The sequence below is a fragment of the Salipiger sp. ABF4_146 genome (genome assembly GCF_056161345.1).
The window spans coordinates 1-26,175 of sequence record NZ_JBSWYX010000021.1 but is presented as its reverse complement, the minus strand read 5'-3'; the positions used below and the strand labels follow the sequence as shown (position 1 = coordinate 26,175).

The following is a 26,175-nucleotide window of genomic DNA, read 5'->3' as shown; positions in this document are numbered from 1 at the left end:
CGTGAAGATTTCCGAAAGCAACTGGTTCGAGATCGAGAAATACCTCGAGACCGATGACCGCTGCGTGCTGCCGCTTGGCAGCACCGAGCAGCACGCCTACCTCAGCCTGTCGGTGGACTCGATCCTGTCGGAGAAGGTGGGCGCCGATGCCGCCGAGCCGCTGGGCGTGCCGGTATTTCCCGCTGTGGCCTACGGGCTGACGCCGTATTTCATGGCCTTTCCGGGCAGCGTCACGCTGAAGCTCTCGACCTATGCGGCGCTGCTGCGCGACATTCTCGACAGCCTATATGCCACGGGCTTTCGCCGCATCCTGATCGTCAACGGCCACGGCGGCAACAGCCCGGTCCAGCCGGTCACGATGGAGTGGATGGAAGCCAACCCCGGCGCCCGCTGCCGGTTCCATGACTGGTGGCGCGCACCCAAGACATGGGCCTGCGTGCAAGAGATCGATCCGGTGGCCAGCCACGCCAGCTGGATGGAGAACTTCCCGTGGACCCGCCTGCCGGGCCGCGATCTGCCAACCGAGCAGAAACCCTTCGTGCCCTTCGACCGGCTTCGCGACCGCAACGCCGCCGGCGTGCGCGCACTGATCGGCGATGGCAACTATGGCGGTGTCTACCAGAAACCCGAGGCCGACACCGACCGGCTCTGGGCCACCGCTGTGGCAGAGACCCGCGCGCTGCTGGAAGGGGACTGGGCATGAGCGATGATCCGATCCTGATCTGGGGCGCGGGCGCCATCGGCGGCATCATCGGCGCCTATCTCGCCCGCACCGGGCATGCGGTGCATATGGTGGATATCGTGCCCGCACACGTCGAGGCGATGCGCACCACCGGCCTGCACATCGAAGGCCCGGTCGAGACCTTCACGCAGGTTCTGCCCGCCAGCACCCCCGAAGACCTGACCGGGCGCTACAGCCGCATCATCCTTGCGGTGAAGGCGCATATCACCGAGGCGGCGCTCGACATGCTGATCCCGCATCTGGCACCGGGCGGCTATGTGGTTTCGGCGCAGAACGGTCTCAACGAGCGGGCCATCGCGGCGCGCATCGGGGCCGAGAACACCGTGGGCTGTTTCGTCAACTACGGCGCCGACTGGCTGGAGCCGGGGCGCATCCTGTTCGGCAATCGCGCCGCCGTGGCGGTGGGCGAGCTTGACGGGCAGATCACCGACCGGGCGCGCGAGGTGCATGCGCTGCTCTCGGTTCTGGAACCCGAGGCGGTGCTGACCGACAATATCTGGGGCTATCTCTGGGGCAAGATGGGCTATGGCGCGCTGCTCTTTTGCACCGCGCTGACCCCCGACAGCATGTCCGATGCCATGGCCCGCCCCGAGCACCGCGAGGTCTACGCGCGGCTTGGCCACGAGGTGATGTCGCTGGCCGCCGCCGAGGGGGTCACGCCGCTTGGCTTCAACGGGTTCGATCCCGATGCCTTCCGCCGCGCCGACCGTGCGGCGATCGACGCCTCGATGGACAAGATGGTGGCCCACAACCGCAAGACCGCCAAGACCCACTCCGGCATCTGGCGCGATCTGGCGGTGCGCAAGCGCCGCACCGAGGTGGATGCGCAGATCGGCATCATGGTCGAGCTGGGCCGGGCGCATGGCGTCGATGTCTCTGCCATCGCCCGCATGGTCGCGTTGATCCACGACATCGAAGAAGGCCGTCGCGCGCAATCGGCCGATCTGGTGACGGAGATGCTGCCGATATGCACCTGACTTTCGAAGGAAAGACCGTCGCCGTCACCGGCGCGGCGCAGGGCATCGGCGCGGCCATCGCACGGCGGTTCGCCGCCTCGGGCGCGACGGTGGCCGCGCTCGATATCGACATGGAGGGCATGGCGCCGCTCGAGGCTGACGGCATCAGTCGCCACGCCGCCGATCTGGGCAGCCGGGACAGTGCCGCCGCCGCCGTCGAGGCGGTGCTGGTGCAGCATGGAAAGATCGACGTTCTGATCACCTCGGCCGGCGGGGTGCGCGGACAGGTCGGCCGTCCGATCGACGAGATCGGCGAAGAGGACTGGCACGCGATCTTCGGCGCCAATGTCGATGCCGCCATGTGGTGCGCGCAGGCGGTGGTGCCGGGCATGCGGGCGCGCGGCAACGGGCGCATCATCACCATCTCGTCAGGCGCCGGGCTGCGCCCCAGCCTCACCGGCATTCAGGCCTACGCCTCGGCCAAACACGCGCTGGTCGGGCTGACCCGGCAACTGGCGCTGGAACTTGGGCCGCAGGGCATCACCGTCAATTCGGTGGCGCCGGGCTTCGTGCTGTCGAACCCCTCGACCGAGAAACAGTGGCAGGCGTTTGGCGAAGAGCGCCAGAACGCCGTGCTGAACGCAATTCACACCCGGCGCCTCGGGCGCCCGGACGATATCGCCAACGCCGTGGCCTTTCTGGCCTCGGACGCGGCGGAATGGATCAGCGGGCAGGTGCTGTCCGTGGACGGAGGTCACGCATGAGCGAGCCGTATGAATGGGAAGAAGCACAATGGCGCGACATGGTCGAACAGGTGCGGGCCGGGCGCAGCCTGCTGCCCGAAAGCTGGCCGGGCGGGGCGCGCTGCGCCGTGGCGTTCAGCTTCGACAGCGACCATGAGACCAACGAACTGCGCGACGGCGGCACCTCGATCGCCCGGCTGGGCTGGGGCGAATACGGTACCCGGCGCGGCATCCCGCGGATCAAGAAGGTACTCGACCGCTTCGACGTGAAGGCCAGCTTCTTCGTCCCTGCAGTGGCGGCGCTGCTGCATCCCGAAGAACAGCGCATGTTGGCGCAGGAGGGCCATGAGATCGGACTGCACGGGTGGATCCACGAGCGCAACACGCTGGTGCCGCCCGAGGCGGAACGCGACCTGATGCTGCGCTCGGCGGACACGCTGGAGAAGATCACCGGCACCCGCCCGGTCGGCATGCGCACACCGTCGTGGGACTATTCCGCCGTCACCCTGAAGATCGCGCGCGAGATGGGGCTGCTCTACGACAGTTCGCTGTTCAACGACGACGACCCGTTCGAGATCCTCGACGCGGGCGAGCCCACCGGCATCGTCGAATTGCCGGTGGAGTGGATCCGCGATGACGCGGTCTATTTCGTGATGAACCGCTTCGGTCCGCAGCGGCCCTATACGCCGCCGACGGATGTACTCGACATTTTCCGCCGCGAGTTCGATGGTGCCTACGCCGAAGGTGGCCTCTTTCTGCTGACCATGCACCCGCATGTGACCGGCTACCGCTCGCGCATCTTCATCCTCGAGCAACTGCTCGAGCATATCACCGCCAAGGGCGATTGCTGGATCGCCCCGCACGCCGAGATCGCCCGCTACTGCGCGGCGCAGGCCGGGCTGAAAGGAACGTCATGAGCACCTATTCGCTCGCCATCCACGGTGGGGCAGGCACCATCCTGCGCGCCCAGATGACCCCCGAGAAGGAAGCGGCCTACACGGCCGGTCTGGCGCGCGCGGTGGCTGCGGGGGAAGACGTGCTGCGGCAGGACGGCACGGCAATGGATGCGGTGACGGCCGCCGTCTGCGCGCTGGAGGATGAGCCACTGTTCAACGCCGGGCGCGGCGCGGTCTTCACCACCGATGGCGCGCAGGAAATGGACGCCTGCGTCATGGACGGGCGCGACCGCAGCGCCGGAGCGGTGGCAGGCCTCTTCGGCCCGCGCAACCCGGTGCGCGTGGCCCGCGCGGTGATGGAGACCACGCCGCATGTGCTGCTGATCGGCCCGATGGCGCTGCAGATCGCCCGCGACGCCGGGCTGCCCTTCGAAGACCGCGCGTATTTCTTCACCCAAGCACGCTGGGACGCGCTGCAGGAGACGCTTGAGATGCGCCGCAACGGCGAGGAAAGCGATGATCCGGCCCGCCGCCACGGCACCGTCGGCGCCGTCGCGCGGGACCGTTCTGGCAATCTCGCCGCCGCCACCTCGACAGGCGGAATGACCGCCAAACTGCCGGGTCGTGTTGGTGACACGCCGATGCCCGGTGCCGGAACCTTTGCCGACAATGCCACCTGTGCGGTATCGGGCACCGGCCACGGCGAGGTGTTCATCCGCTACACTGCCGGCAGCGAGATCGCCGCGCGCATGCGCTTCCTCGGCCAGTCGCTGCAAGAGGCGGCGCAGCACGTGGTGATGACGGATCTGCACGAACACGACGGCTCGGGCGGGGTGATCGCCATCGGGCACGACGGTGCGATCTCGATGCCATTCAATTGCGAGGGCATGTACCGGGGCTGCGTGCGCGAGGGCGAAGCGCCGCAGATCGCGATCTACCGCGACGCCTGAAGACACCCGAGAAGGTCTTTGAGCCGCCGGGCCTCTGGCCCGCGGCTATCCCCGGCTAGGCGCGCGGCTGTGTGGGTCTACCCGCCCGTCGCTGAGAGCACAGGCTTCTCTGGGGGCTCACAATCGCGCCGCCCCCGGGTTTGCAGGCTGTGGGTGCCAGCCGACCAGCGCCCGGAAGCGCAGCGACAAACGAGCAAGCTGCCAGTGCGGCTTGCCGGGATGGTCCGCCTCGCGGGGCAAAACACCGGGCGCCTCACTCCACCGGCGCGCCGAAAACCGCGATCACCAACCCCAGCAGCGCCAGCGCCTCGAACGCCAGCGCCTTGCCGCGGCGCCCGCTGCGCCGCGCTGCCAGCGCCGCGATGCCGCTTTGCAGCGCGTAGTAAAGCGCGAAGGCGCGGCTGGCGAAGGCGATGATCTCGAAGACGTCCAGCGTCCACGTCAGCAGCAGCCCGAGCGCGACCAGCAGCGCATAGGCGCTGCGCACCTTAATCCGCCGTCGCGTCAGCTCCTCGACCAGCCCGCCGGCGCCGCCGGTGTCGGCCACCGCCGCGCTGAACTGCGCCGCCAGCGCAGCGGCGGTCAGCATCAGCGGCAGGATCGGGGCCACCAGTCCCATCAGGCCGATGATCGCGGTCTCGCTCTGATCGCCGGTGCCGGGCGGGAAGACATAGGCGATGAGCCCGATATAGGCCATGTAGATCACCGCCGAGAGCGCCTGCGCCAGCTGCATCGCGCGGATGCGGGTGGGGGCGGTGTACTCGGCCCCCAGATACCGTGTGGTCTCGAACCCCTGCACCGTCACGATCAGCCCGAAACCGAGGCTGAGCGCGCCCCAGCCGGACATCCCGGGCGGGTTCGCCAGCAGCGCGCCAGCGCCGACCTTGTCGGCGAAATACAGCGCCAGCCCGGCCAGCAGCCCGGCGATGATCGCCAGCTTCAGCCCGACGGCGATCTGCTCCATCCGCTCCAGCGCGCCGAACCCGCGGGTCCAGCCCACCGCCAGCACGATCAGCAGCATGGCGCTGGTCAGCAGTTTGGCGTGCAGCGGATCGTTCCAAGGCGTCAGCCGGGTGCCGAAGGCGCCAAAGAGATTGAGGTAGTAGGCGACCGAGATCACATAGGCGAAGGCCAGCGCCCAGGAGGCAAAGGTCTCCAGCCGTTCCTCGGCGGCGCTGCGCGGCCCCTCGGCGCGGCGCGCGATATTGGTCCGCACGGCGGCGCCGAACAGCCACGCCCCGAGGCAGAGCGCCGCCATCACCGCCGGGGCCCAGACGCCATAGGCTGTCTCGAGGATCGGGCCCAGCACCAGAAAGCCGCTGCCGATGATCGACGCCAACGGCGTCACCGTGGCGCGCCACAGCGGCGCCTTTGCGAGCCGCGGCCAGAGCAGCAGCAGCGCCGTGCCGAGCGCCGCGCCAAGGATTGTGATCGTCATCATGGCGCGCAGGCTAATCCCATGTGCGGGCAATGGAAATGCGACACGGCTTGCGGCAATGTCGCACCCGCACTAGGGTCGCGCCGCAGGTCGAGGGGCGGCACGGTCGCCCGCAGCAGGGAGCGCCGCATGGCCCATGAATTTCCGGTGCGTGTCTACTATGAAGACACCGATATGGCGGGGATCGTCTATCACGCCAACTACCTCAAATATATCGAGCGCGCCCGCTCCGACTGGGTGCGCGCACGTGGCATCGACCAGAACGCCCTGCGCGAGGCCGAAGGCATCGTCTTCGTCGTGCGCCGGCTCGAGGCGGACTATCTGTCGCCGGCGCATTTTGACGAAGACCTCGTGGTGCGCACCGAGGTGAAATCCGTCTCCGGGGTGCGTCTGGGGCTCATTCAGGAGGTGCAGCGCGCAGGCAAGCCGCTGTTCCGCGCCGAGGTCACGCTGGTGGCGATCACCGCCGAGGGCCAGCCCGCCCGCCTGCCCGCCGCGATCCGCCAGCAAATGCACTGACCACCACTATTCTTCTCTTTGAAAATACGCCGGGGGTGAATTGGCCGTCAGGCCAAGAGGGGGCAGCGCCCCCTGAAATCCCATGCGCTTTGCCAGCAGGCGGCCCGGCTCCGACCATCAGGGCGCCGGGCCTGCCGATCTCTCCCCATGGACTCCGCGCGCCAGCCTGCCTATCTGCAGCCTAGAGCGAATTGCCACCAAGTTGCCCGAAGGAGGCGCTGCCATGCCGAGCGAGTTGGAAACCCTGCAGGAGCGCGTCGCGCATCTTCTGCGCGCGGTGGATGACCTGTCCGAAACCGTGGTGCGGCAGGACAAGGACATCGCCATGCTGCAGTACCGGGTGCAGATGCTCATGGAGCGCGAGGCGCAGCGTGAAAGCGACGGCGGCGGCGGGGTGATCCTCGGCGACGAGCGTCCGCCGCACTACTGAGGCGCGGGCTTGCTGCGCGTCAGTGCTGTTCGAGGGCGACCACCCGCCCGTCGTGCAAAAGCATGTTCACGTAAGCGGTGCTGCCGAAGCGCGGATAGACGCTGAGGAACGCGGTGTCGCGGGCAAGCCGGGTCATGGCGCGACCGCAGGGCCGACCGCTGGAGACGCGGCAGACCTCGGCCTTGACGGTCTCATAGGCGCCATCGACGGAACTGCGCGGCAGCGTCCGCCCCGCCAGCCCGTAGCGCAGCTGCTCGTGCATCTGCGGTGCGCCAAAAAGCGCCAGCGCGCCGGTGACCTGCCGGGCGCAGCCATCGTCGAAGCCGGTGATGTAAAGCGCCCGCGGCGCGGTCGTGCCGGGGCGACTGTCGTAGAGTACGTAGCCGCGCCGCTTTTCGGGGTATTGCGCGACCGGGGTGCCGAGGCGCCGGTCGGGCACGCCGCAGACGCGGGCGATCTCGCCGTAGGGCAGCGCGGTGCCGAAAGGCACCTGCCGGGCATCGGGACCGTTGCTCGCCTTGGCGGTGCCCGCCTGTCCGTTCAGCCAGCCCAAAAGCCCGCCCTGCGGCGCCGTGTCGGCGCGCCGCGCCGGGGTCTCGGTGCTTTCGAGAAAGCCGCCCTCTTCCGAGAGTTCGGCCTCCGAGGGCAGCGCCGCGCTCTGACCGGCGTTCTCGGCCAGCTCAACCTCGGACAGACGTGGCACGTCGCGCGGCGCGCTGCAGGCCGCCAGCATGGCCAGTACGAGGCCGCAGGCAAGGCGGCGGATCGGCGGTGTCGGGGCAGGGCGGCGCAACAACAGGGCTCCGGGCGAAGGGTGCGGCGCGCGTTTCGCCCGCCGCCTTGAGTGACCTTCGTTTAACCCTTTGCCGGACGGGAATCCACAACCCCTTCGCAGGGCGGGGAAAACCGGCGGCAGCGCGCCGAAACGTGGCGCTTAGAAGTCCTCGACCGCCAGCACCCCGCCCAGCGATTTCACCGCGCCCTTGATCTCTGGGGTCACCGGAAACTCCTGCTGCAGATCCATCTCGACCTCGCCCGGCAGCCCGTGGTCGGCAAGGCAGAGCCGCACCGGGCCGCGCCCGGCCTTCGGCATCTGCTCGGCGGCGCGGCTGAGCACCGAGGCGATCTGGTTGATCGCGCTGGCGCCCTCGATCCAGATCTTCAGGCCCGACGCGCCGGCCCCCGCAACCACCTGCTCCACCGGCCCGACGGACCGCGCCAGCAGCTTGAGCTGGTCGCTTTCCATGGTCGCCTCGACGGTGATCACCACCTTCGAGCCGGTCTCGAGGAACTCGCGGCTCTTCTCCAGCGTCTCCGAGAACAGCGTCACCTCGTAAGCGCCGGTCGGGTCCGAAAGCTGGGCGAAGGCAAAGCGGTTGCCCTTGGCCGACTTGCGCTCCTGCCGTCCCGCAACGACGCCCGCCAGCTTGGCGATGCACGGTCCGCCGCGCGCCTTGTTGGTGGCGTCCTCAAGCGTCATCACGTCGCGCCGCTTCAGCGCGGGCATGTAATCGTCAAGCGGGTGGCCCGAGAGGTAAAAGCCGATTGCCTTGAATTCCTCCGACAGCCGCTCGGCGGGCAACCAGTCCGGCACCGGCGAGAGCCGGGGTTCGGGCAGATCGTCACCGGCCTCGCCAAAGAGCGACACCTGCGCGCTGGCCTTCTGTTCGTGGATCGCGGCGGAATAGGCGACCAGCGCGTCGAGGCTGTCGAACACCCGGCGGCGGTTCTTGTCGAGCAGATCGAAGACACCGGCGCGCGCCATCATCTCCAGCGGGCGCTTGCCGACGCGCTTGAGATCGACCCGGCGGGCAACGTCATAAAGCGTGGTGAACGGCGTGTCGCCGCGCCCTTCGACCACCAGCCGCATGGCATCCAGACCGACGTTCTTGAGCGCGCCAAGCGCGTAGACCAGTTCGCCGTCGACGACGTCGAAGCTCGCCTGCGAGCGGTTGATGCAGGGTGGCACATAGGGCAGTTTCAGCCCGTTCTTCAGCTCGTCGAAATAGACCGCGAGCTTGTCGGTCAGGTGAATATCGCAGTTCATGACGCCGGCCATGAACTCCACCGCGTGGTTCGCCTTGAGCCATGCGGTCTGATAGGACACCACCGCGTAGGCCGCCGCGTGCGATTTGTTGAAGCCGTAGTTGGCGAATTTCTCCAGAAGGTCGAAGACCTCGGTGGCCTTCTTCTTCTCGACGCCATTGGCCGCCGCGCCCTGCTCGAACTTCGGGCGCTCGGCGTCCATCGCCTCCTTGATCTTCTTGCCCATGGCGCGGCGCAGCAGGTCGGCGCCGCCGAGCGAGTAGCCCGCCATTTCCTGCGCGATCTGCATCACCTGTTCCTGATAGACGATGATGCCCTGCGTCTCTTCGAGGATGTGGTCGATCAGCGGGTGCACAGAGGTGATCTCGCGCAGGCCGTTCTTCACCTCGCAATAGACCGGGATGTTCTCCATCGGGCCGGGGCGGTAGAGCGCCACCAGCGCCACGATGTCCTCGATGCAGGTGGGCTTCATGCGCTTGAGCGCATCCATCATGCCCGAGCTTTCCACCTGGAACACCGCCACCGTCTTGGCCGCCGAGTAGAGCTCGTAAGTCTTCTCGTCATCCAGCGGGATGAGGTTCATCTGGTTCTCGCCGCCCTCGGGCGGATCGTAAAGCTCGGTGCCGTCGGCGGCGACATGGATCGGGCGCCCGGACTTCAGGATCAGGTTCACCGCGTTCTGAATGACCGTCAGCGTCTTCAGTCCCAGAAAGTCGAACTTCACCAGACCGGCCTGTTCCACCCATTTCATATTGAACTGGGTCGCCGGCATGTCCGAGCGCGGATCCTGATAGAGCGGCACCAGCGCATCCAGCGGCCGGTCACCGATCACCACGCCCGCGGCGTGGGTCGAGGCGTTGCGCAGCAGCCCTTCGACCTGCTGGCCATAGGTCAGCAGCCGGTCGACGACCTCTTCGTTGCGCGCCTCCTCGCGCAGCCGCGGCTCGTCCTGCAGGGCCTTTTCGATGGAGACGGGCTTCACCCCCTCCACCGGGATCATCTTCGACAGCCGGTCGACTTGGCCGTAAGGCATCTGCAGCACCCGGCCCACGTCGCGCACGGCGGCCTTCGACAGCAGCGCGCCGAAGGTGATGATCTGCCCCACCTTGTCGCGCCCGTATTTCTCCTGCACGTAGCGGATCGTTTCCTCGCGCCGGTCCATGCAGAAGTCGATGTCGAAGTCGGGCATCGACACACGTTCGGGGTTCAGGAAGCGTTCGAACAGCAGCGAGTAGCGCAGCGGGTCAAGGTCGGTGATGGTCAGCGCGTAGGCCACGAGGCTGCCCGCGCCCGAGCCCCGGCCCGGGCCGATGGGAATGTCATGTTCCTTTGACCACTTGATGAAGTCGGCAACGATCAGGAAGTAGCCGGGAAAGCCCATGCCCTCGATGATGCCAAGCTCGAAGTCGAGCCGCTTCTGGTATTCCTCGACCGAGACCGCATGCGGGATCACCGCCAGACGCGCCTGCAGGCCCTCGTTGGCCTGACGGCGCAGTTCCTCGACCTCGTCGTCGGCGAACTTCGGCAGGATCGGATCGCGGCGATAGGCCATGAAGGCGCAGCGCTTGGCGATCTCTACGGTGTTCTCGATCGCCTCGGGCAGATCGGCAAACAGCGTTGCCATCTCTTGCGGGCTCTTGAGGTAGTGCTGCGAGGTCAGCCGGCGGCGCGGCTCCTGCTGGTCGACATACGCGCCTTCCGAGATACAGATCAGCGCGTCATGCGCCTCGTACATCTCGGCCTTGGGGAAGTAGACGTCATTGGTGGCGACCAGCGGGATGCCCATCTCGTAGGCCATCTCCACATGGCCGCGCTCGGCGATGCGCTCCTCGGGCGGCAGGCCGTTCTCGCCGGGATGGCGCTGCAACTCGACGTAAAGCCGGTCGTCGTAGATCTGATGCAGGCGTGTCAGCAGGGTCTGCGCCGCGGCGCGGTGGTTCTCGCGCAGGTGCCGCCCGATAGGTCCATCCGGCCCGCCCGACAGGCAGATCAGCCCGGCGCCATAGGTCTCCAGTTCATCCAACGTGACATGCGCCTCCTGCCCGTCGCCGCGCAGGTAGAGGCAGGAGTTGAGCTTCATCAGGTTCTCGTAGCCCTGCTCGTTCTGCGCCAGCAGCACGATGGGGGCGGGGGCCTTGGGCTTTTCGCCGGGCACCGGCTCGACGTAGCGCAGATCGACCTGACAGCCGATGATCGGCTGCACCCCCGCACCGCTGGCGGTCACCGAAAATTCCAGCGCCGAGAAAAGATTGTTGGTGTCCGTCACCGCCACGGCGGGCATCTCCATAGACTCGCAGAGGCCCGGCAGCTTCTTCAGCCGCACGGCCCCTTCCAGAAGGGAGTATTCGGTATGGACGCGGAGGTGGATGAATCGGGGATCACTCATGCCGGCCAGAGTATTGCGCCCGCGCGCCGCGCGAAAGAGCCGCCGTGCCTCGGTGGATGAATTTGGCGGGCGAATGTTGTCGCGGCGGGCCGCAAGTCCAAAGTGCCGGGGTTTCGCGCGCAACGTCGCAGTTGCGTAAATTTTCTGCCTTCATTCCAAAGAATTGATTTGCGACCGCCGCAGTGTTGGCGCAATCAAATTGCACGCAACTTTTGGTGAGTAACGGGCCGGGTAGAGACGTGATGGCAGGGTATGAGGCGCAGACCGCAGAGGCGTCGCCGCGCTCCGGCGATGCAGCCGCCGTTGCCCCCTCTGTGCCGGGGCCGGGTCGGCGGCGTCAGGCGCTGGCTCTGGCTGCGCGGCTCATGCCGCGCCTGACCGGGCGCTTCCTCGCCGGGCGTTACATGAGTTCCCCGTCGTTTCTGGACCCTGCCAAGACCCGGCGTGATGCACGGTTGTTGCCGCTCGGCGACGACATGGCGGTGCTGCGCTATCCCGCGGCGGGTGCGGTTGAGGGCGCTTCAGCGCGGCGCGTGCTCATCGTGCCGGGGCACGACGGCCACGCGCGGCAGTTCGTGCGCCTCATCGCAAGCCTGCGCCGAGAGGGCGCTCAGGTCGATCTTCTGGTACTGCCCGGCCACCTGCGCGAAGGCCGGACGCGCTGCGGCTTGGTCGAAATCGTGCGGGCGATCCACGCCTGCGGCGACAGCTTCGGGCCCTACGATGCGGTGGCAGCGCATTGCGTGTCGGCCAGCGGGCTCCTCTTTGCCATGCACGAAGGCTTCTCCTGCCCGCGCTTCGCGGTCATCTCGACCCCGGTCGATCTGATGAAGCTGATGCGGCTCGGCACCAGCCAATACGGCATTTCCGGGCGATGCCTCGCGGCCTTCGAGCAGCGGGTCAGCGATCTGTGCGCGCCCTATCGGCCCGAGGTGCCATGGCGCCCCTTGGCCGAGGCCCGCCCCGAGCCCGCGCTGGTGCTGCATGCCCGCCACGATTTTGCCGCCCCGGCCCGCGATGTCCGCCAGCTTGCGCAGGCCTTGCCCGGAGGTCGGCTGGAAATTCTCGAGCAGGGCGACCACAACTCGATCCTTGGCATGACCTCGGCGATCCGCGCCCTGACCGGCTTTTTGACGGCGGCGTGAGGCGCGCTGCCGCCCTCCGCTCTGTGTGTGATCAACAATTGGGCAAGTTGACGCAACTGCCCCGTGATTTCCGGCCAATCGCGCGCCGCTGTGCCTCCGAAACGGGCAGTTTCCCCTTGCCAAGCGCGAAGCGGCCCGCCTAGCCTGTGTGCAAAGCGATAAAATCCGCGCGTTTTCTACGCCGCATCGAGAGCGCGCAGCGGGGATCTGATCATGGTAAGGCGGCGGGTCATCAACATGGAGATCTCCTTTCTTCTGAACGGGGAACAGGTGGTGCTGCGCGACGTGTGTCCGACGCGTACGGCGCTGGACTGGCTGCGCGAAGAGCGCGGCCTGCGCGGCACGAAGGAAGGCTGCAACGAAGGTGATTGCGGCGCCTGTACGGTGATGGTCACCGACGGGGCCGGCAGCCGCGCAGTCAACGCCTGCATCCTGTTCCTTCCGCAGTTGCACGGCAAGGCGCTGCGCACGGTCGAGGGGATCGCCGGGCCCGACGGCACGCCGCACCCGGTGCAGCAGGCGATGGTCGATCATCACGGCTCGCAATGCGGGTTCTGCACGCCGGGCTTCGTGGTGTCGATGGCCACCGCGCATCGCAACGGCGACACCGGCCATGACGACGCGCTCGCCGGCAACCTCTGCCGCTGCACCGGCTACGCGCCGATCATCCGCGCCGCCGAAGCCGCCGAGAGCGCGCCGGTGCCGCCTTGGATGCAGGACGCGCCGCTTCGCCTGACGGAAATATCCTCGGGGGGGCTCGGCGCCGCCGAGCGGGGGGCAGACAGCCCCCCTCCGACGCTGGCCGCGCCCGAGACGCTGGACGACCTCGCGCGCCTCTACGAACAGACCCCCGACGCCACCCTCGTGGCCGGTGCCACCGACGTCGGCCTCTGGGTCACCAAGCAGCTGCGCGAACTGGATCAGGTGATCTTCCTGAACCGCTGCACCGATCTGCAGCAGATCGAGGTCAGCGACGAGAGCATCCGCATCGGCGCCGGGGTGACCATGGATCGCGTGCTGACGCTGATGAAAGAGCACTTCCCCAGCTACGCCGAAATGCTGCGCCGCTATGGATCGGCGCAGGTGCGGGCGGCGGCCACGATCGGCGGCAATATCGCCAATGGCTCGCCGATCGGGGACAATCCGCCGGTGCTCATCGCGCTTGGCGCCACGCTGCATCTTCGCAAGGGCGAGACCCGGCGTGATCTGCCGATCGAGGATTTCTTTCTCGCGTACGGCAAACAGGACCGGGCGCCCGGCGAATTTGTCGAGGCGGTGAGCATTCCGCGGCAAGACGACCGGCTGCGCGTCTACAAGCTGTCGAAACGCTTCGATCAGGATATCTCGGCGGCCTGCGGTGCCTTCGTGATCCGCACCGAGGGCGGCGTGGTCACCGAGGCGCGCATCGCCTTTGGCGGTCTGGCGGGCATCCCCAAGCGCGCCGCCCACGTCGAGGCGGCGCTGATCGGCCAGCCGTGGAGCGATGACGCGGTGGTTGCCGCGTGGGAGGCTTGGACGCAGGACTACCAGCCGATGTCCGACATGCGCGCCAGCGCCGAGTATCGCCTCAACGCCGCGCGCAACATGCTGACGCGCTACCTGCTGTCCGATCTCGGCGCGGCCACCGACGTGCGCGAGGTGACCGCATGAGCGTGACCAAACCCCTGCCGCACGACGCGGCGCCGCTGCATGTCTCGGGCAAGGCGCGCTACATCGACGATATCCCGCTGCCCGCCGATTGCCTGCATCTGGCCTTCGGCCTGTCGACCATCGCCGCCGGCAAGATCACAGATATCGACCTTTCTGCGGTGCGCGCCGCGCCGGGCGTGGTGAAGGTCTGGCAGGCGAAGGACCTGCCGTCCGAATGTGACTGCTCGCCCTCGCTGCACGACGAGCCGCTGCTGTCGGACGGCACCATTCACTATCTGGGACAGCAGATCTTCCTTGTTGCCGCCACCAGCCATCTTGCGGCGCGCAAGGCGGCGCGGCTGGCCAAGATCACCTATGACGAACGTGAGCCCATCCTGACCATCGCGCAGGCGCTGGCGGCAAACAGCCGGTTCGAGCAGGGGCCGATCCTCTGGGAGAAAGGCGACACTGCCGAAGCGCTGGAGGCGGCGCCGATCACCCTCAAGGGCTCGCTCGAGATGGGCGGGCAGGAGCATTTCTACCTCGAAGGGCAGGCGGCGCTGGCGCTGCCGCAGGAGAACGGCGATCTGCTCGTCTCCAGTTCCACCCAGCACCCCACCGAGATTCAGCACAAGGTCGCCCATGCCCTGCACCTGCCGATGCATGCGGTGCGGGTCGAGACGCGGCGGATGGGCGGCGGCTTTGGCGGCAAGGAGAGCCAAGGCAACGCGCTGGCCATCGCCTGCGCTGTGGCGGCGCATGAGACCGGCCGCCCGGCCAAGCTGCGCTATGACCGCGACGACGACATGATGATCACCGGCAAGCGCCATGACTTCCGGATCGACTACACCGTCGGTTTCGACAAAGAAGGGCGTCTGCGGGCGGTGGATTTCACCCAGTACACCCGCTGCGGATGGGCGCAGGACCTGTCGCTGGCCGTGGCCGATCGCGCCATGCTGCATGCCGACAACGCCTATGACATCCCGGCCATGCGGGTCGAGAGCCACCGGCTCAAGACCAATATGCAAAGCGCCACCGCCTATCGCGGTTTTGGCGGACCGCAGGGCATGTTCGGCATTGAACGGGTGATGGACCACGTGGCGCATCACCTGAGGATGGACCCCGCAGAACTGCGCCGCCGCAACTACTACGCCGACCTCGTCCCCGCGGGGACGGCGGCGGAAACTGTCCCCGCGGGGACAGAGCCGCTGGCACATGACGACAGCGACGATCTGGCCTCGCGCGGGGCGCTCCCCGGCACCGACGCGGGGGATGCCCCGCAGCACAAGGCGCGCGTGCCTGAGGCCCCTCAGCTAACCCACTACGGCCAGCCGGTCGAGGATTTCATCCTCGGCGCGCTGACCGAGAAGCTGGAGCAGAGCAGCGACTATGCCGCGCGCCGCGCCGCCATTGCCGAGTGGAACAAGGCCAGCCCGCTGTTGAAGAAGGGCATTGCGATCTCGCCGGTGAAATTCGGCATCTCCTTCACGCTCACCCATCTCAATCAGGCCGGGGCGCTGGTGCATGTCTATCAGGACGGCTCGATCCAGCTGAACCACGGCGGCACCGAGATGGGGCAGGGGCTCTTTCAGAAGGTTGCGCAGGTGGCCGCCGCGCGCTTTGGCGTGCCGCTGGAGATGGTGAAGATCACCGCAACCGACACCGGCAAAGTGCCCAACACCTCGGCCACCGCGGCCTCTTCGGGCTCGGATCTCAACGGCATGGCGGTGAAGGCCGCCTGCGACACCATCCGCGAGCGCATGGCCGCGCATCTGGCCGAACTGCATCAGGACCAGCCCCAGAACGTCCGTTTCGAGGGCGGCAAGGTGCATGTCGGCGGCACCGACCTGACGTTCGAGGAAGCGGCGGTGCTGTGCTATCAGGGCCGCGTGTCGCTGTCGTCGACCGGGTATTACAAGACCCCCAAGGTTGACTGGGACCGTATCCGCGGACAGGGGCGGCCGTTCTTTTACTTCGCCTACGGCGCGGCGGTGACCGAAGTGGTGATCGATACGCTGACCGGCGAGTACCGCATCCTGCGCACCGACATTCTGCACGACTGCGGCGCCTCGCTGAACCCGGCGCTGGACATCGGCCAGATCGAGGGCGGCTATGTGCAGGGCGCTGGCTGGCTGACCACCGAGGAACTGGTCTGGGACGGCAAGGGCGCGCTGCGCACCCACGCCCCCTCGACCTACAAGATCCCCGCCTGTTCGGACCGGCCGGATGTGTTCAACGTCGCGCTCTGGGACGGCCGCAACATCGAGGAAACCATCTACCGCTCCAAAGCGGTGGGCGAGCCGCCCTTCATGCTGGGTATCTCGGCCTTCCTTGCGCTGTCGGACGCCGTGGCGGCGTGTGGCGAGGCCTATCCCGATCTGCGCGCCCCGGCGACGCCCGAAGCGGTGCTGGACGCGGTGCGGAGCGTGCAGAATGGGGTTTGACCTAGAAGCGCTGCGCGCGGCGGTGGCGGCGCATGGCCGCGTCGCCCGCGTGGTGATCGCCGAGGTCGCAGGCTCGGCCCCGCGCGAAGTGGGCTGCGCCATGCTGGTCTGGCAAGAGGATGGCCAGCTGCGGCAAAGCGGCACCATCGGCGGCGGTGCGCTGGAGTTGATGGCGGCAGAGCAGGCGTTGCGCGCGCCCGGCCTCAGTCGCCACCCGCTCGGCCCGAACCTCGGGCAATGCTGCGGCGGCGCGGTGACGCTCTGGACCGAAGTGTTCGATGCGGCCGCGCTGGCGGCGCTCGAAGGCGCGGACATTGTTGCGCGGGGGCCGGGCGCGCGTCCGCTGGCGGTGCAACGGCTGATCGACCGCGCGCGCGGGCAGGGCAAGGCGCCCGTGCCGCAGCTGGTGCAGGGATGGATGGTAGAGCCGTTGGCGCGCCCGGCGCGGCAGCTGTGGATCTGGGGTGCGGGGCACGTGGGCCGCGCCATGGTGGCTGTGATGGCGCCGCTGCCCGATCTGGCGATCACATGGGCCGACACCGCGCTTGCGCGCTTCCCCGCCACGGTGCCCGAGGGCGTGCGCGTTCTGCCCGCCGCCGACCCGGCGCTGGCGGTGCCGCATGCGCCCAAGGACGCCGATCACCTGATCCTGACCTACAGCCACGAGATGGATCTCGCGCTGTGCCACGCGCTGCTGACCCACGGGTTCGGCTTTGCCGGGCTGATCGGGTCCGACACCAAATGGGCGCGCTTTCGCAAGCGGCTGCAGGGGCTTGGGCATGGCGATGCGCAAATCTCACGCATAACTTGTCCAATTGGTCAAAAAATCTACGGACGGCACCCGCAGGCGATTGCCATCGGCGTTGCCGGGCAGCTATTGGGGCAGAAAAAAGGGGAGGGGACGGCGTGCAAGACACACTTCTCAGCATCCGGGGGCTGACCAAGGCCTATCCCGGTGTCGTCGCCAATGACGATGTCTCCTTCGACATCGGCAAGGGCGAGATCCACGCGCTGCTTGGCGAGAATGGCGCGGGCAAGTCGACGCTGGTGAAGATGATCTTCGGGCTGGTGAAACCCGACAGCGGCGAGATGCTGATGGACGGCGCTGCCTACGCGCCCGGCAAACCCTCGGACGCGCGCCGCGCGGGCGTCGCCATGGTGTTCCAGCACTTCTCGCTGTTCGAGGCGCTGGACGTGGCCGAGAATGTCGAGCTTGGCATGGAAAACCCGCCGAAAGCCCGCGATCTGGCGCGGCAAATCCGCGAGGTGTCGGAAACCTACGGGCTGCCGCTCGATCCCTCGCGCACCGTCGGCACGCTGTCGGCGGGCGAGCGCCAGCGCGTCGAGATCATCCGCTGCCTGCTGCAGAACCCACGCCTTCTGATCATGGACGAGCCGACCTCGGTGCTGACGCCGCAGGAGGTGGAGATCCTTTTCGAGACCCTGCGCAAGCTGAAGTCCGAAGGCACGTCGATCCTCTACATCTCGCACAAGCTCGAGGAAATCCGCACGCTCTGCGACGAGGCCACGGTGCTGCGCCTCGGCAAGAACGTCGGCACCTGCACCCCGCGCGAGGTGACCGCCCGGCAGATGGCGGAGCTGATGGTGGGGTCCAGCTTCAGCACCCCCGAGGCACGTGCGGGCGACAAGGGCGCGGTGCTGCTGCGCACCGACAAGCTGTCGCTGCCCGCGCCCGGCGCCTTCGGCACGCCGCTGCGCGAGGTCTCGCTCGAGGTGCGCGCGGGCGAGGTGCTGGGCATCGGCGGCGTCGCCGGGAACGGTCAGGACGAGCTTTTGATGGCGCTGTCGGGAGAGCGGCTGGCACCCGCGGGGGCGATCTTTTTCAAGGGCGAGGACATCAGCCGCAGCGGCCCCATCGGGCGCCGCGATGCGGGGCTGCTGTCGGGCCCCGAAGAGCGCCTCGGCCACGCCGCCGCGCCCAATATGAGCCTGACCGAAAACGCGGTGCTCACCGCCGCGCGGCGCGAGACGCTGGTGCAGCGCGGGCTGATCGACTGGAGCCGCGCGAAGGCCTTTGCCGAGGAGGTGATCGAACGCTTCGACGTGCGCACCCCGGGCGCCGGCACCGCCGCGCGGGCGCTGTCGGGCGGCAACCTGCAGAAATTCGTCGTCGGGCGCGAGATCGCGCAGAATCCCGAGGTCTTTGTGGTCAACCAGCCCACATGGGGCGTGGATGCCGCCGCCGCCGCGGCGATCCGTCAGGCGCTGCTCGATCTGGCCGCCAAGGGCGCGGCGATCATCGTGATCTCCCAAGACCTCGACGAGTTGATGGAGATCTCCGATCGGTTCGCCGCGCTGAACGAAGGACGGCTCTCGCCGGCGCGCGCGGTGACCGACCTCGACATCGAGAAAATCGGCCTGATGATGGGCGGTGCGCATGACATGGAGGTGGCCCATGTGGACGCCTGATCCCCGCCGCAGCACCGGCCGGCCGGTCTCGCAGATGCGTATTTTTGAAGAGAAGAAGCCCGGAGTTTCGCTCTTCCGCACCGAGCCTGCCGCTTCTTCTCTTTCCAAATACGCACGGCGCGCCGATGACATCTGCGCCGCGCCGGTGGGAGACCTTGCATGATCCGCCTCGAAAAACGCCCGCAGCCGTCGCGGCTGTGGACCATCCTCACGCCGCTGCTGGCCGTGGTGCTGACCATGGTGGTCGGCGGCATCATGTTCGCGCTGCTCGGCAAGCCGCCGCTGGAGGCGATCCGCACCATCTTCTGGGATCCGCTGTTCCACCCGCAGTTTGCCGCCTATTCGCGGCCGCAGTTGCTGGTGAAGGCCGGACCGCTGATCCTCATCGCCATCGGCCTGTCGATCGGCTTCAAGGCAGGCATCTGGAACATTGGCGCCGAGGGGCAGTACATCATGGGCGCGGTGACCGGCGCCGCGGTGGGGCTGGCCTTCTACCCGTCCGAGAGCGCGCTGCTGTTCCCGCTCATGGTGCTGGCGGGCGCGCTCGGCGGCTGGGCCTGGGGGATGATCCCGGCGGTGTTGAAGACCAAGTTCGGCACCAATGAAATCCTCGTGTCGCTGATGCTGGTCTATGTGGCCGAGAACATCCTCGCCTCGGCCTCGGCGGGCTGGCTGCGCAGCCCCGAAGGCATGGGCTTTCCCGGCTCGCGCAACTTCAAGCAATGGCCGGCGGTGTTCAATGACGAGCTGATCGCGGGCACCGGCCTGCATTGGGGCGTGGTGAGCGCGTTCATCGCGGTCATCGCCGCCTATGTGCTGATGGCGCGGCATATTCAGGGCTTCAACATCCGGCTGACCGGCGAGGCACCGCGGGCGGCGCGGTTCTCGGGCGTCAGCCCGGCGCGGATCGTGTTTCTCTGCCTTGGCATCTCGGGGGCGCTGGCGGGCATGGCGGGGCTGTTTGAGGTCACCGGTCCGGCAGGGCAGATCACCATCGACTTCAACTCGGGATACGGCTTCACCGCGATCATCGTCGCCTTCCTCGGGCGGCTGCATCCGGTGGGCATCCTGCTGGCGGGGCTGCTCATGGCGCTGACCTATATCGGCGGCGAACTGGCGCAGCTTATGCTCGGGCTGCCGGGGGCGTCGATCCAGCTGTTTCAGGGCATGCTGCTGTTCTTCCTGCTGGCCACAGACGTCTTCACCAATTACCGCATCCGCTTTGCCAAGAGGGAGCTGGCCTGATGGATCCCGTACTTCTTGTGGCCTCGATCATGGTCTCTGCAACGCCGATCCTGCTGGCTGCGATCGGCGAAATGGTGGTGGAAAAGGCCGGGGTGCTGAACCTCGGGGTCGAGGGCATGATGATCACCGGCGCGGTGATCGGCTTTGCCGCGGCGGTGAGCACCGGCTCGCCGGTGCTGGGCTTTGCCGCGGCGGCGCTCGGCGCGGCGGTGCTCTCGCTCAGCTTCGGCTTTCTCACCCAGTACCTGCTGTCGAACCAAGTGGCGACGGGCCTCGGCCTGACGCTGGTCGGGCTGGGGCTCTCGGCCCTCGTCGGCGCCGGGTTCGAGGGGGTGCGGGCGCCCGGGCCGGGCAAGCTGTGGATCCCGGGACTGGCCGAGATCCCGCTGCTTGGACCGATGTTCTTCCGCCACGATTTCATGGTGTACGTGAGCCTTTTGCTGGTGGCGGGGGTCTGGGCCTTCCTCAAGTACACCCGTGCCGGGTTGATCCTGCGGGCGGTAGGCGAGGACCACGAGAGCGCCCATGCGCTTGGCTACAAGGTGGTGCGCGTGCGCATGGCGGCGATCTTTTTTGGCGGGGCCTGCGCGGGTCTTGGCGGCGCCTACGTCAGCCTCGTGCGCGTCCCGCAGTGGACCGAGGGCATGACCGCGGGCGCGGGCTGGATCGCGCTGGCGATCGTGGTCTTTGCCAGCTGGCGGCCGCTTGGGGTGCTGATTGGCGCCTATCTCTTTGGCGGCGTCACCGTGCTGCAGCTGAACCTGCAGGCGGCGGGCACGAATGTGCCGGTCGAGCTGCTGTCGATGTCGCCGTATCTGATCACCATCCTCGTGCTGGTGGTGATCTCGGCCCGCGGGGTGCATGGCGCGCCCGGCTCGCTGGGCCGCTCTTTCCACGCATCTGCCTGAGCGGGGCGGGGACCAATTCCGGGACAGCCGGACAGTGTTGAACACGATATGATCACAGGGAGACTGATCACAATGAAACGCAGAACGCTTCTTGCCTCCGCCGCGATGGGCCTCGCGCTCGCCGGTGCCCCGGCCTTCGCCCAGGACGTGCCGAAGATCGGCTTTGTCTACGTCGGCCCGGTGAACGACGGCGGCTGGTCGCAGCACCACCACGAATCCGCAATGAAGATGAAAGAGCACTTCGGCGATCAGATCGAGCTGATCGAGCAGGAAAGCGTGCCCGAGGGGGCCGACGCCGAGCGCGTGCTGACCCAGATGGCGCTGTCGGGCGCGGATCTGATCTTCACCACCTCCTTTGGGTACATGGACCCGACGATCAACGTCGCCGAGAAGTTCCCGGACGTGAAGTTCGAACACGCCACTGGCTACAAGACCGCCGACAACGTCTCGGCCTATTCGGCGCGCTTTTACGAAGGCCGCGCGGTGACCGGCTATCTGGCCGGGGCGATGACCGAGAGCAACAAGATCGGCTACATCGGTTCGTTCCCGATCCCGGAAGTGATCCGCGGCATCAACTCGTCGTTCCTGCATGCCAAGAAGGCCAACCCCGACGTCGAGATGTCGGTGGTCTGGCTGTCGACCTGGTTCGACCCGGCGAAAGAAGCGGACGCCACGCAGGCGCTTCTCGATCAGGGCGTCGACGTGGTGCTGGCACACACCGACTCAACCGCGCCGCTGTCGGTGCTGGAGAAGGCCGGCGGCTACGGCTTCGGTCAGGCGGCGGACATGTATGACTACGCGCCCGAGCCGCGTCTGTCGTCGATCATCGACGATTGGGCGCCCTATTACATCGACCGCGTGCAGGCGATCGTCGACGGCACCTGGGAGAGCCACAACGTCTGGCAGGGCATCGGTGACGGCATGGTCGGCATCGGCGAGATCACCGGCCCGGTGCCGGAGGACGTGAAAGCGACCGCCGAGCAGATGAAGGCCGACATCGCGGCGGGTGACTACCACCCGTTCACCGGCCCGATCAACAAGCAGGACGGGTCGGTCTGGCTTGCAGAGGGCGAAGTGGCCGACGACGGCGTGCTGGCCGGCATGGACTTCTACGTCGAAGGCCTGACGGGCGAGATCCCGAACTGATCGCTTACGAGCGCGCAGGCATGACGCCGCCGGGGCTCCTCCCCGGCGGCGTTTTCGTTTGAATGGCGTGGGTGGCGTGTTTCATTGTTCCACAAATACGCTTGGCTCGGGGCGTTGGGCAGCCTCCGGCGGGCGTATTTGGGAAGAGAAGAAGGGGCCGGGATGACGGTGCAGGAGGGCGGACCGCGCGTGGCGCTGGTGCTTGGCGCGGCGGTCTGGGCCGGCGGGCGTCCGTCGCCGACGCTGGAGCGGCGGGCGCGGCATGCGGCGGCGCTTTGGCGGCGCGGCGAAGTGTCGGTGATCCTCGGCTCGGGCGGTGTCGGACGGCATGCCCCCTCGGAGGCGGAGGTGATCGCCCGCATCTGCCGTGCCGAAGGTGTGCCCGAGGCGGCGTTGCTGCGCGAGGAGCGCGCCACCAGCACCGAGGAGAACCTGCGCTTCTCGCTGCCCCTGCTGCGCGCGCTGGGGGCCGGGGAGGTGGTGATCGTCACCGACGGCTTCCACGCGCCGCGCGCCAAGCTGGCGGCGCGGCGGCTGGGGGTGATGCAGGAGGGGTGGGCGCTGCGCAGCGCCGGGCCGAAGGTGCCGCTGTCGGGGCGGCGCGTGCGTGCCGGTCTGCGCGAGGTGCCGGCCTACCTGTGGTACGCGCTGCGGCTGCGGCGATGAGGCGTCAGAGAATCCCGATTTCGGCCAGCGCACCGGCCAGTTCCGGCGGCAGCTCGTCATCGTCGGCGCGGGTCTCGGTCAGGTCGGGCGGCGCGTCGTCGGGCGAGAGGTAGCGCCAGCCCTGAAACGGGCGGCGCGGCGCGGCGGCAACGCGATGAATCTCTGGGTCGAGCACCAAGGCGCAATGCCGGGTGCCGTCGCTGCCGGTCACCTCATCGAGCCGCAGGATGCGCTGCCGGCACTGGATCATCCGCTTGAAAACCCAGTAGATCGAGCCGCCGCTCAGCAGTTCGGCCTCGCGCTTGGGCCACATGCGCGTGACGTGGCAGGGCAGGCCGTCGGCGGTTTGCGCGGCGCGGCCCGATTGCCACGCCGCCAGCGTTTTGACGCTTTCGGTGCCGACGCTGAGCTTGATGAGATGGATGTGCTGAGCCACGGTGTGTTCCACAGAGTCGTGAAAAAGTTGGATATATATTGTAGTCTTTGCGCGGCGGGCTTCAAGCAGTGGTAGGACTGCGGCGCAAAAACGTGTAGTCTTTGACTTCAAGCGTTCTTGCATCGGCCGGGCGCTGCGGATAGTGCCTCCGGCCTGCCACCTGCTGCGCGACTCTGCCGCCGCGCCACCACATCCGACGAGCCAAAAAGGAAGTCTGCTGCCATGACTCGCTTTGCCGCCCCCATCGCCGAACAGATCTGGGACATGAAATACCGCTTCAAGGAAGCGGACGGGACCCCGATTGACCAGAGCATCGAGGACAGCTGGCGCCGCATCGCCCGCGCGCTTGCCTCGGTCGAGACGGACGCGGACGCGTGGGAAGAGAAGTTCTATGGCGCGCTCGAGGATTTCCAGTACCTGCCCGCCGGCCGGATCACCGCCGGTGCAGGCACCGCGCGTCAGGTGACGCTGTTCAACTGCTTTGTCATGGGCACCATTCCCGACAGCATGTCGGGCATCTTCGACATGCTCAAAGAAGCCGCGCTGACCATGCAGCAGGGTGGGGGGATCGGCTATGACTTCTCGACCATCCGCCCCAAGGGCGCGCATGTGGCCGGCGTCGCCGCCGACGCCTCTGGTCCGCTGTCGTTCATGGATGTCTGGGACGCCATGTGCCGCACCATCATGTCCGCCGGCAGCCGCCGCGGCGCGATGATGGCGACCATGCGCTGCGATCACCCGGATGTGGAGCAGTTCATCTCGGCCAAGGCCGACAGCGCGCGGCTGCGCATGTTCAACCTCTCGGTTCTAGTGACGGACGATTTCATGGAAGCGGTGAAAGCCGATGGCCCGTGGGACCTGCAGTTCGACGGCAAGGTCTACCACACGGTCAAGGCGCGCGATCTGTGGAACAAGATCATGAAGGCGACCTACGATTATGCCGAGCCGGGCGTGATCTTCATCGACCGCATCAACAAGTCCAACAACCTCAGCTACGTCGAGCAGATCGCGGCAACCAACCCTTGCGGCGAGCAGCCGCTGCCGCCCTATGGCGCTTGCCTGCTGGGGTCGATCAACCTCGCGCGTCTGGTCGACACGCCCTTCGAGAGCGGTGCCGAGATCCCCGAGGCGAAGCTCGACGAGCTGGTCGCGCTGGCGATCCGCATGATGGACAATGTGGTTGACGCCTCGAACTTCCCGCTGCCGCAGCAGGCCGAGGAAGCGCAGAACAAGCGCCGCATCGGCCTTGGCGTCACCGGCCTAGCCGACGCGCTGCTGATGATGGGCCTGCGCTATGGATCGGAAGAGGCCGCCGCGCAGACCGAGAAGTGGCTGGGGCGCATCGCGCGCGCCTCCTATCTCGCCTCGGTCGAACTGGCCAAGGAGAAGGGCGCTTTCCCGCTGTTCGACGCCGAGAAATACCTTGCCTCGGGCAATATGATGCAGATGGACGACGACGTGCGCGAGGCGATCCGCACGCACGGCATCCGCAACGCGCTGCTGACCTCGATCGCGCCCACCGGCACGATCTCGCTTTACGCGGGCAACGTCTCTTCGGGCATCGAGCCGGTGTTCGCCTATGCTTACACCCGCAAGGTGCTGCAGAAAGACGGCACCCGCACCGAGGAAGAGGTGGTCGACTACGCCGTGCAGATGTGGCGCGACAAGTTCGGCGACGCGGAGTTGCCCGACTATTTCGTCAACGCCCAGACGCTGGCTCCGCTGGAGCACGTGCGCATGCAGGCGGCGGCGCAGAAGTGGATCGACAGCTCGATCTCCAAGACGATCAACTGCCCCGAGGACATCTCCTTCGAGGGCTTCAAGGACGTCTACATGGAGGCCTATGAGACCGGCTGCAAAGGCTGCACCACCTACCGTCCGAACGACGTGACCGGCTCGGTGCTGTCGGTGTCGGAAAGCGCCGACAAGACCCCGGCGGAAAGCCCCTCGGTGGCCACCGAGACCGACGAGAGCAGCGCCGAGGTGGTCTATATGTCCGAGCCGCTGGACCGGCCGCAATCGCTCGAAGGGCACACCTACAAGCTCAAGTGGCCCGATAGCGAGCACGCCATTTACCTCACGATCAACGACATTATCGTCGGCGGCCACCGCCGTCCGTTCGAGGTGTTCATCAACTCCAAGAACATGGAGCATTACGCTTGGACCGTGGCGCTGACGCGGATGATCTCGGCGGTGTTCCGGCGCGGCGGCGACGTGTCCTTCGTGGTCGAGGAACTCAAGGCGGTGTTCGATCCCCGCGGCGGGGCGTGGGTGCAGGGCAAGTACATTCCCTCCATCCTTGCGGCGATCGGCGGGGTGATCGAGAAGCACCTCATCGCCACCGGTTTCCTCGAAGGTGAAGGAGCGGGGCTGAAGGCGGACCCGACGGCGAAGGTCGTGGGGCTGGACGCTCCGCGAGGCAAAGCCTGCCCGTCCTGCGGCCAGTTCTCGATGATGATGGTCGAAGGCTGCATGACCTGCTCGAGTTGCGGACACTCTAAATGTGGGTGAGGGGCTGAGGGGCTTTAGCCAGTGTGGCGCATCACGCGACATGACCTAACCGTCTCACAAGGTCATTATGACTGAGAAAGTAGACAAACGGCCTCGGGTGTACCCGAGGCCGTTTGCGTGTCTGGTTGTGGCGGTGTCTTGCGAGGGCGGCATGCCGAGTAGGGCAGCCGAACTTCATTGCGCGTGGTGTGATCGTATGAGGGAAGGCAGGCGTAGTAAGTGGATGCGATTCCGTGAACATCCGATCTCACTTCGCTAGGAGATTTGGGACCATAGTTGCCATCGACCTCTTGCACCAAGCGCTTCGGCTGCAGCCCGCTTAACAGACATTCGCCGCGCGGACTGGTCGAGGTCGCGATGCAGACTGTCGGGGTAATGAGATCGAACGACGAACACAGCAGGTGCCATTCGCATTGAGCTAGGCTCAGGACTCGTTCTCCTTCAAAGCCAGAAGATTACGGTCGCAGCGAGTGCGATTGCTGAGAAGAAGGCTTGTGGGCAGCGGTCGT

At 67.1% G+C, this 26,175-nt stretch carries 21 protein-coding genes; 17 read left to right on the top strand and 4 right to left on the bottom strand.

Annotated features, from left to right (window positions below):
- Position 1 precedes the first annotated feature (1 nt).
- Genes ACXAJT_RS22225 through ACXAJT_RS22205 form a run of 5 tightly spaced genes read left to right on the top strand, consistent with a single transcriptional unit; the run spans position 2 to position 4,287 of the window.
- Positions 2 to 703 (top strand): creatininase family protein, encoded by a 702-nt coding sequence (locus tag ACXAJT_RS22225; protein ID WP_475239220.1) that lies wholly within the window; start codon positions 2 to 4, stop codon positions 701 to 703.
- Positions 700 to 1,719, top strand: coding sequence for a ketopantoate reductase family protein (locus ACXAJT_RS22220; RefSeq protein ID WP_475239217.1), 1,020 nt, complete (start codon positions 700 to 702; stop codon positions 1,717 to 1,719). Before ACXAJT_RS22225 ends, ACXAJT_RS22220 begins: the two co-directional genes overlap by 4 nt.
- A complete protein-coding gene (locus ACXAJT_RS22215) occupies positions 1,710 to 2,462 on the top strand; it encodes an SDR family NAD(P)-dependent oxidoreductase (protein ID WP_475239214.1) in 753 nt (250 codons plus the stop codon). The genes ACXAJT_RS22220 and ACXAJT_RS22215 overlap by 10 nt, the downstream gene beginning before the upstream one ends.
- A complete protein-coding gene (locus ACXAJT_RS22210) occupies positions 2,459 to 3,358 on the top strand; it encodes a polysaccharide deacetylase family protein (RefSeq protein ID WP_475239211.1) in 900 nt (299 codons plus the stop codon). The genes ACXAJT_RS22215 and ACXAJT_RS22210 overlap by 4 nt, the downstream gene beginning before the upstream one ends.
- Positions 3,355 to 4,287: an isoaspartyl peptidase/L-asparaginase family protein gene (locus ACXAJT_RS22205; protein WP_475239209.1), complete on the top strand. Its 933-nt coding sequence runs from the start codon at positions 3,355 to 3,357 to the stop codon at positions 4,285 to 4,287. Before ACXAJT_RS22210 ends, ACXAJT_RS22205 begins: the two co-directional genes overlap by 4 nt.
- Positions 4,288 to 4,540: 253 nt before the next feature.
- Here the strand turns inward: ACXAJT_RS22205 and ACXAJT_RS22200 are convergent, their stop codons facing one another.
- Positions 4,541 to 5,728, bottom strand: a complete 1,188-nt coding sequence (locus ACXAJT_RS22200) for an APC family permease (protein WP_475239207.1) — start codon at positions 5,726 to 5,728, stop codon at positions 4,541 to 4,543.
- Between the two features lie 126 nt (positions 5,729 to 5,854).
- Between ACXAJT_RS22200 and ybgC the strand changes: the two genes are divergently transcribed.
- Together ybgC and ACXAJT_RS22190 are read left to right on the top strand one after the other, a co-directional pair.
- Positions 5,855 to 6,244 (top strand): tol-pal system-associated acyl-CoA thioesterase, encoded by a 390-nt coding sequence (gene ybgC / locus ACXAJT_RS22195; protein WP_475239204.1) that lies wholly within the window; start codon positions 5,855 to 5,857, stop codon positions 6,242 to 6,244.
- 223 nt (positions 6,245 to 6,467) lie between these two features.
- Entirely contained in the window at positions 6,468 to 6,674 is a 207-nt protein-coding gene (locus tag ACXAJT_RS22190) for a SlyX family protein (RefSeq protein WP_475239202.1), read from the top strand.
- A 19-nt stretch (positions 6,675 to 6,693) separates the two neighbouring features.
- Here ACXAJT_RS22190 and ACXAJT_RS22185 read toward each other — a convergent pair whose 3' ends face one another.
- Complete coding sequence (locus ACXAJT_RS22185; protein WP_475239199.1) at positions 6,694 to 7,467, bottom strand: hypothetical protein; 774 nt, start codon at positions 7,465 to 7,467, stop codon at positions 6,694 to 6,696.
- A gap of 141 nt (positions 7,468 to 7,608) precedes the next feature.
- Positions 7,609 to 11,106, bottom strand: coding sequence for a DNA polymerase III subunit alpha (gene dnaE, locus ACXAJT_RS22180; protein WP_475239198.1), 3,498 nt, complete (start codon positions 11,104 to 11,106; stop codon positions 7,609 to 7,611).
- A 242-nt stretch (positions 11,107 to 11,348) separates the two neighbouring features.
- On the opposite strand from dnaE, the gene ACXAJT_RS22175 reads away from it, so the two are divergent.
- From ACXAJT_RS22175 to ACXAJT_RS22135, 9 genes are all read left to right on the top strand, one after another.
- On the top strand, positions 11,349 to 12,251 hold the full coding sequence (locus ACXAJT_RS22175; protein ID WP_475239196.1) for an alpha/beta fold hydrolase: 903 nt from the start codon (positions 11,349 to 11,351) through the stop codon (positions 12,249 to 12,251).
- 237 nt (positions 12,252 to 12,488) lie between these two features.
- Positions 12,489 to 13,901, top strand: a complete 1,413-nt coding sequence (xdhA, locus tag ACXAJT_RS22170) for a xanthine dehydrogenase small subunit (protein WP_475239194.1) — start codon at positions 12,489 to 12,491, stop codon at positions 13,899 to 13,901.
- A complete protein-coding gene (gene xdhB, locus ACXAJT_RS22165) occupies positions 13,898 to 16,324 on the top strand; it encodes a xanthine dehydrogenase molybdopterin binding subunit (protein WP_475239192.1) in 2,427 nt (808 codons plus the stop codon). The genes xdhA and xdhB overlap by 4 nt, the downstream gene beginning before the upstream one ends.
- Positions 16,314 to 17,264 carry a xanthine dehydrogenase accessory protein XdhC gene (xdhC, locus tag ACXAJT_RS22160; RefSeq protein WP_475239190.1) on the top strand — a complete coding sequence of 317 codons (951 nt, stop codon included), beginning with the start codon at positions 16,314 to 16,316 and terminating at the stop codon, positions 17,262 to 17,264. The genes xdhB and xdhC overlap by 11 nt, the downstream gene beginning before the upstream one ends.
- Positions 17,231 to 18,754 (top strand): ABC transporter ATP-binding protein, encoded by a 1,524-nt coding sequence (locus tag ACXAJT_RS22155; RefSeq protein ID WP_475239188.1) that lies wholly within the window; start codon positions 17,231 to 17,233, stop codon positions 18,752 to 18,754. The genes xdhC and ACXAJT_RS22155 overlap by 34 nt, the downstream gene beginning before the upstream one ends.
- 159 nt (positions 18,755 to 18,913) lie before the next feature.
- A complete protein-coding gene (locus tag ACXAJT_RS22150; RefSeq protein WP_475239186.1) occupies positions 18,914 to 19,999 on the top strand; it encodes an ABC transporter permease in 1,086 nt (361 codons plus the stop codon).
- Positions 19,999 to 20,907: an ABC transporter permease gene (locus tag ACXAJT_RS22145; protein WP_475239184.1), complete on the top strand. Its 909-nt coding sequence runs from the start codon at positions 19,999 to 20,001 to the stop codon at positions 20,905 to 20,907. Before ACXAJT_RS22150 ends, ACXAJT_RS22145 begins: the two co-directional genes overlap by 1 nt.
- Positions 20,908 to 20,979: 72 nt before the next feature.
- Positions 20,980 to 22,053, top strand: coding sequence for a BMP family ABC transporter substrate-binding protein (locus ACXAJT_RS22140; RefSeq protein WP_475239182.1), 1,074 nt, complete (start codon positions 20,980 to 20,982; stop codon positions 22,051 to 22,053).
- A 162-nt stretch (positions 22,054 to 22,215) separates the two neighbouring features.
- Entirely contained in the window at positions 22,216 to 22,719 is a 504-nt protein-coding gene (locus ACXAJT_RS22135; RefSeq protein WP_475239179.1) for a YdcF family protein, read from the top strand.
- A gap of 4 nt (positions 22,720 to 22,723) precedes the next feature.
- Here the strand turns inward: ACXAJT_RS22135 and ACXAJT_RS22130 are convergent, their stop codons facing one another.
- Positions 22,724 to 23,155 carry a DUF1489 family protein gene (locus ACXAJT_RS22130; protein WP_475239177.1) on the bottom strand — a complete coding sequence of 144 codons (432 nt, stop codon included), beginning with the start codon at positions 23,153 to 23,155 and terminating at the stop codon, positions 22,724 to 22,726.
- Between the two features lie 222 nt (positions 23,156 to 23,377).
- Between ACXAJT_RS22130 and ACXAJT_RS22125 the strand changes: the two genes are divergently transcribed.
- Positions 23,378 to 25,666 (top strand): adenosylcobalamin-dependent ribonucleoside-diphosphate reductase, encoded by a 2,289-nt coding sequence (locus ACXAJT_RS22125; RefSeq protein ID WP_475239175.1) that lies wholly within the window; start codon positions 23,378 to 23,380, stop codon positions 25,664 to 25,666.
- The last annotated feature ends 509 nt before the right edge of the window (positions 25,667 to 26,175 follow it).